The organism is Holdemanella porci (genome assembly GCF_009696075.1).
Classification (GTDB): domain Bacteria; phylum Bacillota_I; class Bacilli_A; order Erysipelotrichales; family Erysipelotrichaceae; genus Holdemanella; species Holdemanella porci.
The window spans coordinates 1-13,747 of the sequence record NZ_VUMR01000057.1 but is presented as its reverse complement, the minus strand read 5'-3'; the positions used below and the strand labels follow the sequence as shown (position 1 = coordinate 13,747).

General features: G+C 34.2%; 13 protein-coding genes. 10 read left to right on the top strand and 3 right to left on the bottom strand.

Annotated elements, in window-relative coordinates; genetic code table 11:
- Positions 1-97: 97 nt before the first annotated feature.
- The gene (locus tag FYJ55_RS08900; protein WP_154556534.1) at positions 98-2,029 is read right to left on the bottom strand and encodes an NAD(+) synthase; all 1,932 of its coding nucleotides are present in this window, start codon (positions 2,027-2,029) and stop codon (positions 98-100) included.
- Positions 2,030-2,094: 65 nt separating this feature from the next.
- Positions 2,095-3,612, bottom strand: a complete 1,518-nt coding sequence (locus FYJ55_RS08895) for a 4Fe-4S dicluster domain-containing protein (RefSeq protein WP_154556533.1) — start codon at positions 3,610-3,612, stop codon at positions 2,095-2,097.
- Between the two features lie 137 nt (positions 3,613-3,749).
- Here FYJ55_RS08895 and FYJ55_RS08890 point away from each other — a divergent pair, with 137 nt between their 5' ends.
- Genes FYJ55_RS08890 through FYJ55_RS11505 form a run of 4 tightly spaced genes read left to right on the top strand, consistent with a single transcriptional unit; the run spans position 3,750 to position 6,990 of the window.
- Entirely contained in the window at positions 3,750-4,397 is a 648-nt protein-coding gene (locus tag FYJ55_RS08890) for an HAD family hydrolase (protein ID WP_154556532.1), read from the top strand.
- Positions 4,378-5,265 carry an RluA family pseudouridine synthase gene (locus FYJ55_RS08885; protein WP_154556531.1) on the top strand — a complete coding sequence of 296 codons (888 nt, stop codon included), beginning with the start codon at positions 4,378-4,380 and terminating at the stop codon, positions 5,263-5,265. Before FYJ55_RS08890 ends, FYJ55_RS08885 begins: the two co-directional genes overlap by 20 nt.
- Before the next feature lie 14 nt (positions 5,266-5,279).
- On the top strand, positions 5,280-6,476 hold the full coding sequence (locus tag FYJ55_RS08880; RefSeq protein WP_154556530.1) for a cation:proton antiporter: 1,197 nt from the start codon (positions 5,280-5,282) through the stop codon (positions 6,474-6,476).
- Positions 6,477-6,510: 34 nt separating this feature from the next.
- Positions 6,511-6,990 carry a prepilin peptidase gene (locus tag FYJ55_RS11505; protein WP_154556529.1) on the top strand — a complete coding sequence of 160 codons (480 nt, stop codon included), beginning with the start codon at positions 6,511-6,513 and terminating at the stop codon, positions 6,988-6,990.
- Here FYJ55_RS11505 and FYJ55_RS08870 read toward each other — a convergent pair.
- On the bottom strand, positions 6,963-7,724 hold the full coding sequence (locus FYJ55_RS08870) for an RluA family pseudouridine synthase (protein WP_195836709.1): 762 nt from the start codon (positions 7,722-7,724) through the stop codon (positions 6,963-6,965). The genes FYJ55_RS11505 and FYJ55_RS08870 overlap by 28 nt on opposite strands.
- 91 nt (positions 7,725-7,815) lie before the next feature.
- On the opposite strand from FYJ55_RS08870, the gene FYJ55_RS08865 reads away from it, so the two are divergent.
- The 6 genes from FYJ55_RS08865 to FYJ55_RS08840 all read left to right on the top strand — a co-directional run bounded on the left by FYJ55_RS08865 (position 7,816) and on the right by FYJ55_RS08840 (position 13,644).
- Complete coding sequence (locus FYJ55_RS08865) at positions 7,816-8,184, top strand: desulfoferrodoxin family protein (RefSeq protein ID WP_154556527.1); 369 nt, start codon at positions 7,816-7,818, stop codon at positions 8,182-8,184.
- A gap of 86 nt (positions 8,185-8,270) precedes the next feature.
- A complete protein-coding gene (locus FYJ55_RS08860) occupies positions 8,271-9,491 on the top strand; it encodes a chloride channel protein (RefSeq protein ID WP_154556526.1) in 1,221 nt (406 codons plus the stop codon).
- 115 nt (positions 9,492-9,606) lie between these two features.
- Entirely contained in the window at positions 9,607-10,746 is a 1,140-nt protein-coding gene (locus tag FYJ55_RS08855) for a glucose-1-phosphate adenylyltransferase (RefSeq protein ID WP_154556525.1), read from the top strand.
- Between the two features lie 2 nt (positions 10,747-10,748).
- Complete coding sequence (gene glgD / locus FYJ55_RS08850) at positions 10,749-11,864, top strand: glucose-1-phosphate adenylyltransferase subunit GlgD (RefSeq protein ID WP_154556524.1); 1,116 nt, start codon at positions 10,749-10,751, stop codon at positions 11,862-11,864.
- Positions 11,864-13,303, top strand: coding sequence for a glycogen synthase GlgA (gene glgA, locus FYJ55_RS08845; RefSeq protein ID WP_154556523.1), 1,440 nt, complete (start codon positions 11,864-11,866; stop codon positions 13,301-13,303). The genes glgD and glgA overlap by 1 nt, the downstream gene beginning before the upstream one ends.
- The gene (locus tag FYJ55_RS08840; protein WP_229771145.1) at positions 13,303-13,644 is read left to right on the top strand and encodes a DUF523 domain-containing protein; all 342 of its coding nucleotides are present in this window, start codon (positions 13,303-13,305) and stop codon (positions 13,642-13,644) included. Before glgA ends, FYJ55_RS08840 begins: the two co-directional genes overlap by 1 nt.
- Positions 13,645-13,747: the final 103 nt, after the last annotated feature.

Here is a 13,747-nt window from a genome sequence, read left to right as displayed (position 1 = left end):
AAAAATGGACCCAGACAACTAAATGTTGTCTGAGCCCAATATCAGCTATAAACCATTTTGGGGTATATGCCGCCCCTTAAATTCTTGGAGAGCAAATTCACCTAACCCCATCCAAATTTATTGCGCCAATTTCCTCCACTTGTTTTGTCCATAGATTTCTTGATGCGTCGCTAGGCATTCTCCAATCACCTCTAGGTGAAAAACAAATAGATCCAACCTTAACACCATCTGGCATACAGTTTCTTTTAAATTGTTGGGTAAAGAAACGATTATAGAATGTTGTGATGGCCTTTTTAATTGTTTCCTTTTCTAAATCTTTAAATGCAACACAAGCTAAATCATAGATTTTCTTAGGCTCATCGTGATGTCTTAACATTTGATATAAGAAGAAATCATGAAGATCATAAGAACCTAATACTTCTTCTGTCTTCTGAGCAATCTTACCATTTTTATCTGGAGGTAAAAGCTCTGGGGATACAGGTGTATCACAAATATCCATCAATACATCATGTAATATTTCATCTTTTAATGCAACACTTTCAACAATATAACGAACAAGTGTCTTAGGAACACTAGCGTTTACCGCATACATACTCATGTGATCTCCATTATATGTACACCATCCTAAAGCAAGTTCACTTAAGTCTCCAGTGCCAACAACAATCGCATTATAGGCATTGCTTAAATCCATAAGAATTTGTGTTCTTTCACGAGCTTGAGAGTTTTCATACGTAATATCATGAACTTCTGGATCATGGTGAATATCTTTAAAGTGCTGGTTTACACCATCCACAATAGAAATTTCTTCACTAGATACATGAAGAAGGTCCATTAAGATTTGCGCATTAGATTTAGTACGTTTTGTCGTTCCAAAACCAGGCATTGTGATCGCATGAATTCCTTTTGAATCATAATTGTTGATTTTAAAGGCTTCATGACATACAAGCAAAGCTAAAGTAGAATCGAGTCCTCCACTAATTCCAATCACAACATCTTTACAATGAATTTTTGAAAGGCGGGTTGCCAAGCCTTGTGCTTGAATATGTAATATTTCTAAACAGCGAACAATTCTTTCATCTTGATTATTTGGAACAAAAGGATAAGCATCGATATAGCGATCAAATTCAATTTCTTCGATGGGTTTTGATGTGAATTCCACGGTTGTATAGTTTACATGGAATAAATCCTGCATACTAGTTTTATAGTGTAAGCGATCATGATTTAAATGGTCTAAATCGATTTGTCCATAAATGATTTTTTCTGTTTTAGTTTCACTTAATATAGCCCCGTTTTCACAAATTAAATTGTGTCCTGAGAAAACCAAGTCACTCGAACTTTCTGTAGGTCCTGCACTGGCATATACGTATCCCGCATAACATTTAGCACTTTGATCTTTGACTAGATTTCTTCTGTAATTTGCTTTTGAGATGATTTCATTGGAGGCACTTAGATTACATAATACATTCGCTCCAGCTAATGCATGTGTTGAACTTACTGGAATTGTCACCCATAGATCTTCACAGACTTCAATACCTAGACAAGCCGATGTTGTAGTATCTTTAAATACAATATGATTTGAAACGGGAACCTTTTTATCTTTGTATGTAAAAGTTGTGTTTTCTTTTAATTCACTAGCACTCGAGAACCACCTTGTTTCATAGAATTCATTGTAGCTTGGAATATAGGTTTTTACTTGAATACCTAGAATATCATGGTTGAAACAAATGGCGGCACAGTTATAAAGCTTGTTTTCGATTTCTAAAGGTAAGCCTAAAACTGTAACTAGGTTTTCTGGTAGTTCTTCTACAATTTCAAATAGGACTTGTTTTGCGCTATTTAATAATGTATGTTCATAGAATAAATCCTGACATGTATATCCTGTAATACATAGTTCTGGAAATACTACAAGTTGTGTATCTGAATCCAATTCTTGGATACATTTTAAAATTTCTTCTTTATTTGCCTGTGGATCTCCAATTGAAACATTTAAAGTACAGGCAGCCGTTTTATAATATGAATAACGATGCATGTTCATACCTCATTTCTAAACATGATTATATCAAAAAAAGACGTCCATTTTAAGGACGTCTTTGATTAATGTTCACTTAGTTCGTGAAGACGATCTCCATATGCAGATTCATCTGCTTCTTTCTTATCGCTTTCAGTAGCGTATTTTTTAACTAATGCACTTGATTTGTTGATTGGTTGTAAAGTACCAGCACCGGCAACACATCCACCAGGACAAGCCATACCTTCAAGTAGGTATCCGTTTAGTCTTCCAGCTTTAGCCATCATCAACATTGTCTTACAGTTCTTTAATCCTTCTGCAGCCTGAACTTTTACTTCTGTTCCAGGATGTTCTTTTTGAATCAAGTCTTTAACGGCTTTGGCAACACCACCACTGACAGCAAATCCACGACCAGCATTTGTTCCTTCTGTTAATGGATCAGAAGTAGTGATTTGGTCTAATGCGATACCTTTCGCATTGAACATACCCATAACTTCTTCAAAAGTTAATACGAAGTCAATATCACTACGGATTGATTTACGGCTTGCTTCCAATTTCTTAGCAGCACAAGGACCGATGAATACAACTTTAGCGTTTGGTTTTTCTTTTTTGATCAAACGACCCGTTAATACCATTGGAGTTAACGCCATTGAAATGTATGGTGCAAAGTCAGGGAAGTTTTTCTTCGCCATAACAGACCATGCAGGACAGCAACTTGTAGCCATAAATGGTTGTTTTTCAGGAACTTTATCTAAGAAGTCTTCAGCTTCTTCAATTGTACACAAGTCAGCACCAATCGCAACTTCCACAACATCCGCAAATCCTACAGCTTTTAATGCTGCTTTTACTTTGTCTGGCGTTACGGCTGGACCAAATTGACCAACGAAAGCAGGGGCAACAGCTGCAATGACTTCATAGCCTTCTTTCATGGCATAGATTGTTTGGAAAATTTGTCCTTTATCTACAATAGCTCCAAATGGACAGTTAACTAGACACATTCCGCAGCTAACGCATTTATCGTAATCGATTTCTGCTTTTCCATCTGCATCGGATTTGATTGCGTCCATTCCACAGCTTGCAGCACATGGACGTTCTAATTTAGTGATTGCGTGATAAGGACATGCATCCATACAACGCCCACACTTAATACATTTTTCTTGATCAATACAGCTTTTACCATTTATGATGTGAATCGCATCCTTTGGACAAACTTCTGTACATTGGTGTGATAAACATCCTTGACAAGCGTTTGTTACAAATACTTTCTTTTCTGGACACGCATTACATGCGAATTTAATAATATTGATAAGGGGATCATCATAATATTTTTTCGCAATTGTACTTTCTTCAATTCCATCTGAAATGTTTGTATATTCAGTAATATCACGAACAGGCAAGCCCATACCCAAACGTAATCTTTCCCCGATAATTGCACGTTCTAGAAAAATACTATCACGATATTTTGCTTTTGTACCAGGTAAGATTTCATATGGGATTTCTTCCATACGCTTAGAATAATCTGTATTGTCATAGTACGCCATTGAAGCGATGGCAGTAAAGACCTGACGACGAAGGTCAGTTACCGAGTTATAAATTCCTCTCATATTTCCTCCTAATTCAATTCCTCATATATACTCATACAATATTATATAGTAAAAACTATATTTGTGAAAGTTTTAATTAGTATAAAATATTATTATTTTTTTCTAATAGTGATATAATACCGTGCGGGGTGAATTGTTTGGTAAAAATTGTATGGGATTGGAATGGAACATTATTAAATGATGTTGACTTATGTTTTTCTTGTATCAACCGTCTTTTAGTCAGTCATGATTTGAAACCTCTGGATACTCTAAGTCAATATCGTGAAGTATTTACTTTTCCAATAGAAGATTATTACAAAAGGGTAGGCTTTGATTTTGACAAAATACCTTTTTCCATGTTGGCTCACGAATATATGGAGGATTATCAAGAAAAAAGCTATGCTTGTGATTTACATTCAGATGTATTGGATGTTGTGAATAAGGCAAAGAATCTAGGCTTTTCGCAAACCGTGCTTTCTGCAAGTAAAATGGATTATCTTCTTAAACAAATGGAAACCTTGCATGTAGATGATTTATTCGATTCGATATATGGAATCAATGATATCTATGCAAAAAGTAAAGTGGAATTAGCTCATGCGTTTAAACAAACTTGTAGCCTAGATGATGAAATTTATTTTGTAGGAGATAGCGTTCATGATTATGAAGTTGCAAAAAATATTGGTGCTAAATGTATCTTGGTGACTACTGGGCATCAAAATCGAGCAACTTTAGAAAGTGTAAATGTACCGGTTATGGACAGTTTAATGGAAAGTTTGGATTTAATTTATGAAAGAGATAAAGATTAATTCAAATGATGCAAATCAAAGACTGGATAAGTTTTTGATGAAGACATTTCCAAAACTAGGCAAATCAATGATGTATAAGGCGATTCGAAATAAGAAAATAAAAGTGAATCGTAAACGTTGTACTTTTGATCAGAAAATCCAGGAAAATGATAGTATTTTATTATTTTTACCTCCGGATGTTTTAGAAGAGAAACAAGTAGACACGCAATATATATCATCACAGTTGGATGTTATTTATGAAGATGAAAATATCTTGATTGTGAATAAACCCTGTGGCTTATTGTCACAGAGTGATCAAAGCAAAACTCAAGATTGTTTGGTAAATCGTGTACAAGCATACTTAATGGAAAAAAACGAGTATGATCCAAATAAGGAACATTCTTTTGCTCCAAGTATTTGTCATAGACTGGATCGAAATACGACAGGTCTAGTGATTGCTGCAAAGAATGCGAATGCTTTAAGAAAAGTAAACGAAGCAATCGCAAATCGTAAAATCCAGAAGATGTATCGGGCCTATGTTACTGGTACTTTCAAAGAAAAAGATTTTAGTATGTGTTATTACATTCGCAAAGAAAATACTATTGCGAAAGTAAGTGATAAAAAATTAAAGGGCTATCAAAAAGCATTGATGGATGTGCATGTTGAAAGAAATGATGGCGAGAATTCAATATGTACAATTACACTTCATACAGGAAGATTTCATCAGATTCGTGCCCTGATGGGGCATATAAAGCATCCTTTGTTGGGTGACGTCAAATATGGATATCATGGAAAGAAAAGGCCGATACAATTGATGGCATATCGGTTGGAGTTTCATGATGTAGATTTGCCACTTCAACAAACTGTGTTTGAAATTCCAAGAGCATAGTAGGAGGTATGAATATGCAAGAATATCGATATCTATTAGATATTGCCTTAATTTTATTAATGACAAAAGCCTTTGGACTTTTTTCTCGTCGTTTACGTATGCCATCTGTAGTAGGTGCATTGATCGCAGGTATTGTTTTAGGGCCTGCGGTGTTAAATATAGTTGAGCCTAGTAAGTTGATTGAATCTTTGTCAGAAATTGGTGTTATTGTCTTAATGTTTGAAGCCGGTCTTGAAACAAGCATTACAGATTTAAAAAGGGCTGGGTTAAAAGCTTTTATTATTGCGACACTAGGTGTATTAGTTCCATTAGCTGTTGGATATGTGGTTGGTGGATTCTATAATGTTGGACCAGACGCTTGGTTACACAACCTATTCTTAGGTGTTATTTTAACAGCCACAAGTGTTGGTATTACGGTAGAAACATTGAAAGAAATGGGTTGTATGTCTACAGAAAGTGGAAATGCGATTCTAGCAGCCGCTGTAATTGATGATGTTTTAGGTATTGTTTGTTTGACATTAGTGACAGGAATGGCTGACAGTTCAGTGAATATCGGCGTTGTTATGTTTAAAATTTTACTATTCTTTGTGTTTGCCGTTGTTGTTGGGGTAATTTTACACAAAGTATTTTCATGGTGGTTTGAACATGATTCATGTGGTGGGCTACAAAGATATTCAATCGTATCATTTGCGTTCGCATTGATCATGGCCTTTTGTTCAGAAGCTTTTTTTGGTGTAGCAGATATCACTGGTAGTTTTGTGGCTGGTTTGATTCTTTCGGGTACTAGACAATGTGATTATGTCACAAAACGTATTTCAACATTATCTTATATGTTGATTACACCTGTATTCTTTGCGAGTATTGGATTAAAACTTTCTCCAATCACATGGAATGCCAAACTTATTGAGTTAGTTATTGTATTATGTGTGGTTGCCGTTTTGACAAAAATTATTGGATGTGGTTTAGGTGCTATTGTATGTAAATATACACCTACACAAGCTATTCGTATTGGATGTGGTATGATTAGTCGTGGAGAAGTTGCCTTGATTGTCGCAAATAAAGGTATGGCATTAGGTATTTTACCTGAGGTCTTTGTGACTCCAGTATTATTGTGTGTCGTTTTCACAACGGTTATTACACCAATCTTATTAAAAATCGTATACAAAAAGAAACCGAATGATGCAGATTTTGTACAAACTGCAAATTGTTAATAATATTTTCACATTGAGTCTTTATACTTAAAGTATGAAGACTCTTTTTTTTATGCTTATCATTACTTTTCTAATCAAACCATTTCAATTATCGACTTTGTATGTTGTATTCTTTTTATACTTTTTGGCGAAAAAAGACTATGTAACAATGTATATTGAAAAGTACTGGATTTTTCCATCTATACTTCTTGTATGTTTTTGTTCTAATTATGTGCCATTATTCAATCGAGTATGTACAAGTCTTGTTTTTCTTTTGGTCAGTGGAACCATTAAAATTATTAGAACTGAATGGATAGGCAGTGCCGATGTATGTTTTTTAACTTTTTTTGGCTTTTATTTAGGAATAGAAAGAATGCTCATAGCTTTATATATAAGTGTTTTACTTGGCTTTTTGTGGATTTTATATAAAAAAAAGCATATCCTTCCGTATTTATCCTGTTTATCAATAGGTGTCTGGATCGCTTATCTGAAAGGATATACAATTTTTTATTTTCTAATAAATCTTTTTTCTTGAGGACAAATTACATCAATGTCATTAAATTGAATATGATGACTTTGAAGTAAGAGTCCCGTATTGTCAATTCTTTTACCTCCATATAAGGAATCGTTTAAAATGGGATGCTTCAAAGAAGCACATTGAACCCGGATTTGATGTTTTCTTCCTGTTAGAATCGATACTTGAATCAGCGAATAATCTTTATAGTTTTTAAGTGTGTTAAATATTGAAATACTTTCTTTTCCATTTGGATGGATAATCATTTTCTTGGCATTATGACGATCTCTTGCGATATTTGAAACAATCTTTTTGTTTTTGTAATTTGTATGACCTTGAACTAAGGCAATATAGTCTTTTTTAATGTGATGCTCTTCCATGTTTTTGTCACAATATGCCTGGAAGAATGGATGCTTACAAAATAAGACTAAACCACTCGTTTCATAATCAATACGATGAATAGCTTGAGCCGGATATTTGTTTCCATTTAATTGCAGATATCCGTTAATACGGGCTTGTAAAGTATCTTGGCTGTTTCCATCATTATGTACTAATAGAAATGGAGGTTTAAAGGCTGCTATTAAAAAAGCATCTTCATATAAAATGTTTACAGGCTCATAGTTGATTTCAACTTCTTTTTCAGGATAGGTAAAGTAGATAATTTTATTGTTTTCATCTATTTTTAAATGTTTTTTATGGGTTTTTGAAATATAAAAAGTCTCAAAAATCTCTTGAGAAGTTGTTGTATATTGCATGTAGTTTTCGTTTAAATTTTTTATGAGCATATCAATAGATTATTTTAATGATGCGTGTCATAATGTCAATAGAAGAACAGGAGGAATACTTATGAAAATCTATAAGAATTTAGAAACTGGTAGCGTTGTTGAAGGATTGTTGATGGATGTAGTTCCTAGTGGATATCGTGAATTAAAAGCTGGTGAAGTAGATGCAGCACAAGAAAAACACGTTCCACAAGTAAGTGTAGAAGATAATAAAATTAAAGTTGTAGTTGGAAGTGTTGAACATCCTATGTCAGAGGCACACTATATCACGAATATTTGGGTGGAATATAGTGATGGAACTGTGGATCGTGCAGGTCTAGTCCCAGGAATGAAACCAGAATATGTTTTTGATTTGAAAGGACGAACAGGTAAAGTAACTGTGTATGAGTATTGTAACTTGCATGGCTTGTGGAAAAATGAAATAGAATTGTAATTAAAATGTAAAATTAAATGACAGATTAAAATGTAAAATTATGACAGATTGTTGAAATAAACAATCTGTTTTTCTATAATAATCATATGTATAAAGAAAAGTTGAGAGAATCGTTTAAAGTTTATGATGAAATTGTTTTAAAGTGTTTTTGTGGTATTTTTATTGGTGCTATTGTTGCGATATGTGAAGTCATTTTTGGTAAAGGATTAGAATGGATCTTGAATTTTAGAGAGCATATGGGATGCATTATGTTGCTTGGACTTCCTTTTGCAGGATTAGCTATTGTGTTCTTATTTGAGCATTGGGGAAGAATATCTAGAAAAGGTATGGGACTTGTTTTTGAGGTTGATCAAGGAAAGAGTGATTGGATTCCACTACGTATGGCTCCATTTATGGTGATATCCACATGGATTACCCACTTCTTTGGTGGTAGTGCGGGTAGAGAAGGTGTTGCAATGCAGATTGGAGCTACCGTATCGCATTATTTTGGTAAGTATTTCCGCTTTAAAAACAGTGGTGTTATCTTTATGGTTGCAGGTATGGCAGCTGGTTTTGCCGGATTATTTGGTACGCCAATTACGGCTATTTTCTTTGCCTTAGAAGTTTTAGTGGCTGGAACTTTGAAATATCGAGCTATGTCTTGTGCAATTCCGGCTGGTTTTACGGCAGCTTATGTTTCTAGCTTGTTTGGATTACACAAGAGTACTTTTAAGATAGGAAATGTTGCTGAGCTAAATATGGATTTATCCATAAAATTATTGGTGTTAGGTATTTTATTTGGCATGATAGGCGGCTTATTTGCGTTCTTTTTGAAACACACAAAAGCTTTTGTCACAAATAAAATCACAAATCCCTATAAACGTATTTTTGTGATGGGTGTTCTCGTGGCACTTTTGTTGTTTATGTTTGGTCAATGTCGTTATTCAGGTGTGGGTGAAAACTTGATTGTAGCATCTTTTACATCGGAAAAGATTTATGGATATGACTGGATCCTAAAGCTTGTCTTAACGATTTTAACTTTATCTGCAGGATTCCAAGGTGGTGAGGTTACGCCATTATTTGCGATTGGATCGAGTCTTGGGGTTATAATTGCACCTGTATTTGGTTTAAATCCTTTATTTGTAGCAGCATTAGGATATTGCAGTGTTTTTGGAGCTGCCACAAATACATTTTTAGCGCCTATTGCGATAGGCATGGAAGTTTTTGGATATCAATATTTTCCCTTCTTTTTTATCGTATGTGCTATATCTTATATCGCAAATCAAAACGAATCAATTTATGCTTTGCAAAGACAAGTCAGAGAATGATTTGTTTTTTTTTGTAGTATTTTGAAAACGCATACAAATTTAAGGGAACAAGTAGATTTTATTTAAAAAAGTGATATACTTTAGTTATATAAAGAGTATTATTAGGAGGATGATTATGAAACAGAATAATATGCTCGCCATGATTTTAGCGGGGGGCCGTGGAACACGTCTTTTGGAACTAACTAAAAAGAATGCGAAACCGGCTGTTTATTTCGGAGGAAAATATCGTATTATTGATTTCCCGCTAAGTAACTGTGCGAATTCAGATATCAATGTTGTAGGTGTTTTAACTCAGTACGAATCTGTAGAATTAAATGCGTACGCTGGTGCTGGACAAAGATGGGGACTTGATGCACGTGGAAGTGGTGTTTATGTTTTACCACCACGTGAAAAAGATGGTACAAAATTTGACGTTTATCAAGGAACAGCAGATGCCATCACACAAAACATTGACTTTATTGATAAGTTTGATCCTGAATACGTTTTGATTCTTTCAGGTGACCACATCTATAAGATGGATTATGCGGATATGTTATCTTGTCACAAGGCAAATAATGCCGATTGTACAATTGCGGTACTTCCAGTGCCAATGAAGGAAGCTAGCCGTTTCGGTATTATGAATACAGATGATGAAGGAAGAATTGTTGAATTCGAAGAAAAGCCAGAACATCCAAAGAGCAATTTAGCTAGTATGGGTATTTATATCTTTAATTGGAAACAATTACGTAAAGAATTGATTTCGGATATGACTGCAGAAGGTAGTCACCATGACTTTGGTAAAGATATTATCCCTAACTTTTTAAATGCTAACAAACGTTTATATGCTTACAAGTTTGAAGGTTATTGGAAAGATGTTGGAACAATTGATTCATTGTGGGAAGCAAATATGGACTTGTTGAACAAAAACAATGAATTGAATTTGGATGATCCAAACTGGAAAATCTATACAGAAGATATTCCAACTTTACCTCACTATGTAGGTCCAACTGGAAAAGTTGAACATTGCTACATCAACCAAGGTGCTATAATTCGAGGACATGCAGTGGATTCCGTATTATTTAACAATGTTGACATTGGTGAAGGTGCATTTGTATCTCAAGCTGTATTAATGCCAAATGTAAAAGTTGGTAAAGGTGCAAAAATCTATCGTGCAATTGTTGCGGATGGTGTGAAGATTGATGATGGTGCTGTTGTGGGTAGTCCAGACAGTGAAGAAATCGTATTGATTTCAAAAAGAGTAAAGAAGGGTGAATAATTATGTGTAACGCTTTAGGAATAATTACTTACAACGATTCTTCTGTATATGTAGAAGGTATGCAAAAATATCGTCCAATTGCTGCATTCAGCTTTTTAGGACGTTATCGTTTAGTTGACTTTGCGATTTCAAATATGTCAAATTCAGGTATTGATGATATTCAAATTTATGTAAATGGAAATCCTCGTTCTTTAATTGATCATGTTGGTACAGGTCGTCACTATAATATCAACTCTAAACATGGACACTTATCGTTAGTGCCTGTATATACAGATGGTGGAACTTCACGTTTTACTACAGATATTTCATGTTATGCTGAAAATATTCATGCAGTTATGGAAAACCAAAATGATTATGTTGTGATTGCTCCAGTTAATATGCTTTATAAAGGAAATTATGAGGAATTGTTGAAACAACACGTCGAAAGTGGTGCTGAAGTATCAGTGTTGTATCAACATGTAGATAACGCAAAAGAAAACTACATTGGATGTGATGTACTTCAAATGAATAAACAACGTGGTGTATTAAGTATTGCTCAAAACTTATGTAACTATAAATCTAGATATTTATCTTTACAGACTTACATCATGTCAAAAGAAATTTTTAAAACATTAGTTGAAGAAGCACAAGAAACAAGTTCAATGTATTGGTTTAAAGATATCTTAAATGATAAATGTGTAGATATGGATATCCGTGGATTGAATTATCGTGGACACATTTATGTAATTAATGATTTGAAATCATATTATGAAAGTAATATGCAATTCTTAACGGAAGAAAAAATGAAAGATATCGCAGATCCAGAATGGCCTGTATATACTCGTACAAGCGATTCAGCTCCAGCCATTTATTTGAATGGTGGTACTGCAACAGGTTCATTGATTTCGAATGGTTGTGAAATTAGTGGTGTAGTTAAGAATTCTATTGTTGGTCGTTCGTGTAAAATTGGAAAAGATGCATTGATCGAAAATTGCATCATTATGCCAGATGTAGAAATTGCAGATGGTGCTCACTTAAAGAATGTGATTGTAGATAAACATTCTAGAATCGCAAAGAAAAAAGATTTAGCAGGGTTAGAAGAACAACCTTTGTATATTGGTAGAAGGGAGAACGTTTAATGGCATCAATTTTGATGGTTGCTGGGGAAGGATTACCATTCATTAAGACAGGTGGACTTGCCGATGTAATTGGTTCTTTACCAAAGGCACTTACTGAAAGAGGACATGAAGTAAAGGTTGTCATGCCTTTATATAAGAAAATTAGTGATAAATACTATAATGAACTTCATTTTGATTGTGAATATTCAGTTTCAATTAATTATCATGAAGTACCCGTACGTGTATTCTCAAAAGTAGTAGATAAAGTATGTTTCTTCTTCATTCAACATCAAGGTTACTTTGAAAGAGATTCATTATACGGTTATAAAGATGATGGTGAGCGTTTTGGTTATTTCCAAAAGGCTGTTATTGAAATGTTGAACCAGTTGAATTACTGGCCAAATATTATCCATTGCCACGATTGGCATACAGGTATGATTCCTTGTATGGTTAAAGAAACTCACGATGCAGATCCTAGATATCGTGCAATTCGTTTTGTGTATACAATCCACAACATGGCTTATCAAGGAAATTTCGGTCCTGAAATGTTAGATAGTTGTTTAGGATTACCATACTATTTGTTAGACAATGGCAATGTACGTTTTGATGGTGGAATTTCATTTATGAAGTCTGGTATTTTGTATGCGGATAAAGTTACAACTGTATCACCAACTTATGCACAAGAAATTTTATCGCCTCAATATGGTGAACACTTAGAAGCTGTATTGAATATGCGTAAATATGATCTATGGGGTATTGTAAATGGTATTGATATCGAGTTATGGAACCCTAACACAGATCCAGAAATTCCATATCACTTTAATAAAGTGAATATTGCGACTCAAAAGAATAAGGCAAAAATTGCTCTACAAGAAGAACTTGGATTAGAAAAAAATCCTGATGTTATGATGGTAGGTGTCGTTTCTCGTTTGACTTGGCAAAAAGGATTCTATCTATTGATGGAACAATTAGACGCATTATGTGCTGCTCCAATCCAATTGGTTATTTTGGGTAGTGGTGAAAGTCAAATTGAAAACAAGTTCCGTGAACTTGAAAATGGAAATAAAGGAAAGATTTGTTTCTATTATGGATACAATGAAAGCTTGGCACACCGTATCTATGCAGCAAGTGATTTGTTCTTGATGCCTAGTTTATTTGAACCATGTGGAATTTCGCAATTGTGTTCAATGCGTTATGGTACTTTACCTCTTGTCCGTGAAACTGGTGGTTTAAAAGATACGGTTGATGCATACAATGAATATGAAAAATCAGGAAATGGATTTAGTTTTGAAAACTACGATTCGAATGAATTGATTCATACTTTATATTATGCTTGTGACGTTTATTACAATCGTAAAGAGGATTGGAAAATGTTACAAAGAAATGCATTGAATACAGATGTGTCATGGCAACAAAGTGCTAAAACATACTCTTTGTTGTATGATGAATTAGTTGACTGATGAGAATTCTTGTTAGTGCATGTTTATTAGGATATAACTGTAAGTATAACGGAAAAAACAATTTAAATAAAAAAATTGTTGAGTTTTTAAAAGATCATGAAGTGATTCCAGTATGTCCAGAGATGCTTGGAGGACTTTGTTGTCCTCGTATTCCTTGTGAAAAAGTAGGAGATATAATTTTGGATAAAGAGGGAAATGATTGTACAAAACAGTTTATCAAAGGGGCAGAAATTGCTCTGAATATAGCGAAAGAAAAACAAGTAGATCTTGCGATTTTACAAAGAAGATCACCAAGTTGTGGATATTCTGTTATTTATGATGTGATGCTAGTATATTTATAGGACAGGTAAAACATCTCGAATTTGATTTGATAAGGAACCAATCACATTAAAAATAGAATGAGATATTGAACATGACTGTCCTGGATATTGTAGATTCTTGTGC

What these genes read in the sequence shown, in the direction of transcription:
- FYJ55_RS08900 (WP_154556534.1), bottom strand. Translation starts at nt 2,029, where the DNA reads ATGCATCGTTATTCATATTATAAAACGGCTGCCTGTACTTTAAATGTT.
- FYJ55_RS08895 (WP_154556533.1), bottom strand. Translation starts at nt 3,612, where the DNA reads ATGAGAGGAATTTATAACTCGGTAACTGACCTTCGTCGTCAGGTCTTT.
- FYJ55_RS08885 (WP_154556531.1), top strand. Translation starts at nt 4,378, where the DNA reads ATGAAAGAGATAAAGATTAATTCAAATGATGCAAATCAAAGACTGGAT.
- FYJ55_RS08880 (WP_154556530.1), top strand. Translation starts at nt 5,280, where the DNA reads ATGCAAGAATATCGATATCTATTAGATATTGCCTTAATTTTATTAATG.
- FYJ55_RS11505 (WP_154556529.1), top strand. Translation starts at nt 6,511, where the DNA reads ATGAAGACTCTTTTTTTTATGCTTATCATTACTTTTCTAATCAAACCA.
- FYJ55_RS08870 (WP_195836709.1), bottom strand. Translation starts at nt 7,724, where the DNA reads ATGCAATATACAACAACTTCTCAAGAGATTTTTGAGACTTTTTATATT.
- FYJ55_RS08865 (WP_154556527.1), top strand. Translation starts at nt 7,816, where the DNA reads ATGAAAATCTATAAGAATTTAGAAACTGGTAGCGTTGTTGAAGGATTG.
- FYJ55_RS08860 (WP_154556526.1), top strand. Translation starts at nt 8,271, where the DNA reads ATGTATAAAGAAAAGTTGAGAGAATCGTTTAAAGTTTATGATGAAATT.
- FYJ55_RS08855 (WP_154556525.1), top strand. Translation starts at nt 9,607, where the DNA reads ATGAAACAGAATAATATGCTCGCCATGATTTTAGCGGGGGGCCGTGGA.
- glgD (WP_154556524.1), top strand. Translation starts at nt 10,749, where the DNA reads ATGTGTAACGCTTTAGGAATAATTACTTACAACGATTCTTCTGTATAT.
- glgA (WP_154556523.1), top strand. Translation starts at nt 11,864, where the DNA reads ATGGCATCAATTTTGATGGTTGCTGGGGAAGGATTACCATTCATTAAG.
- FYJ55_RS08840 (WP_229771145.1), top strand. Translation starts at nt 13,303, where the DNA reads ATGAGAATTCTTGTTAGTGCATGTTTATTAGGATATAACTGTAAGTAT.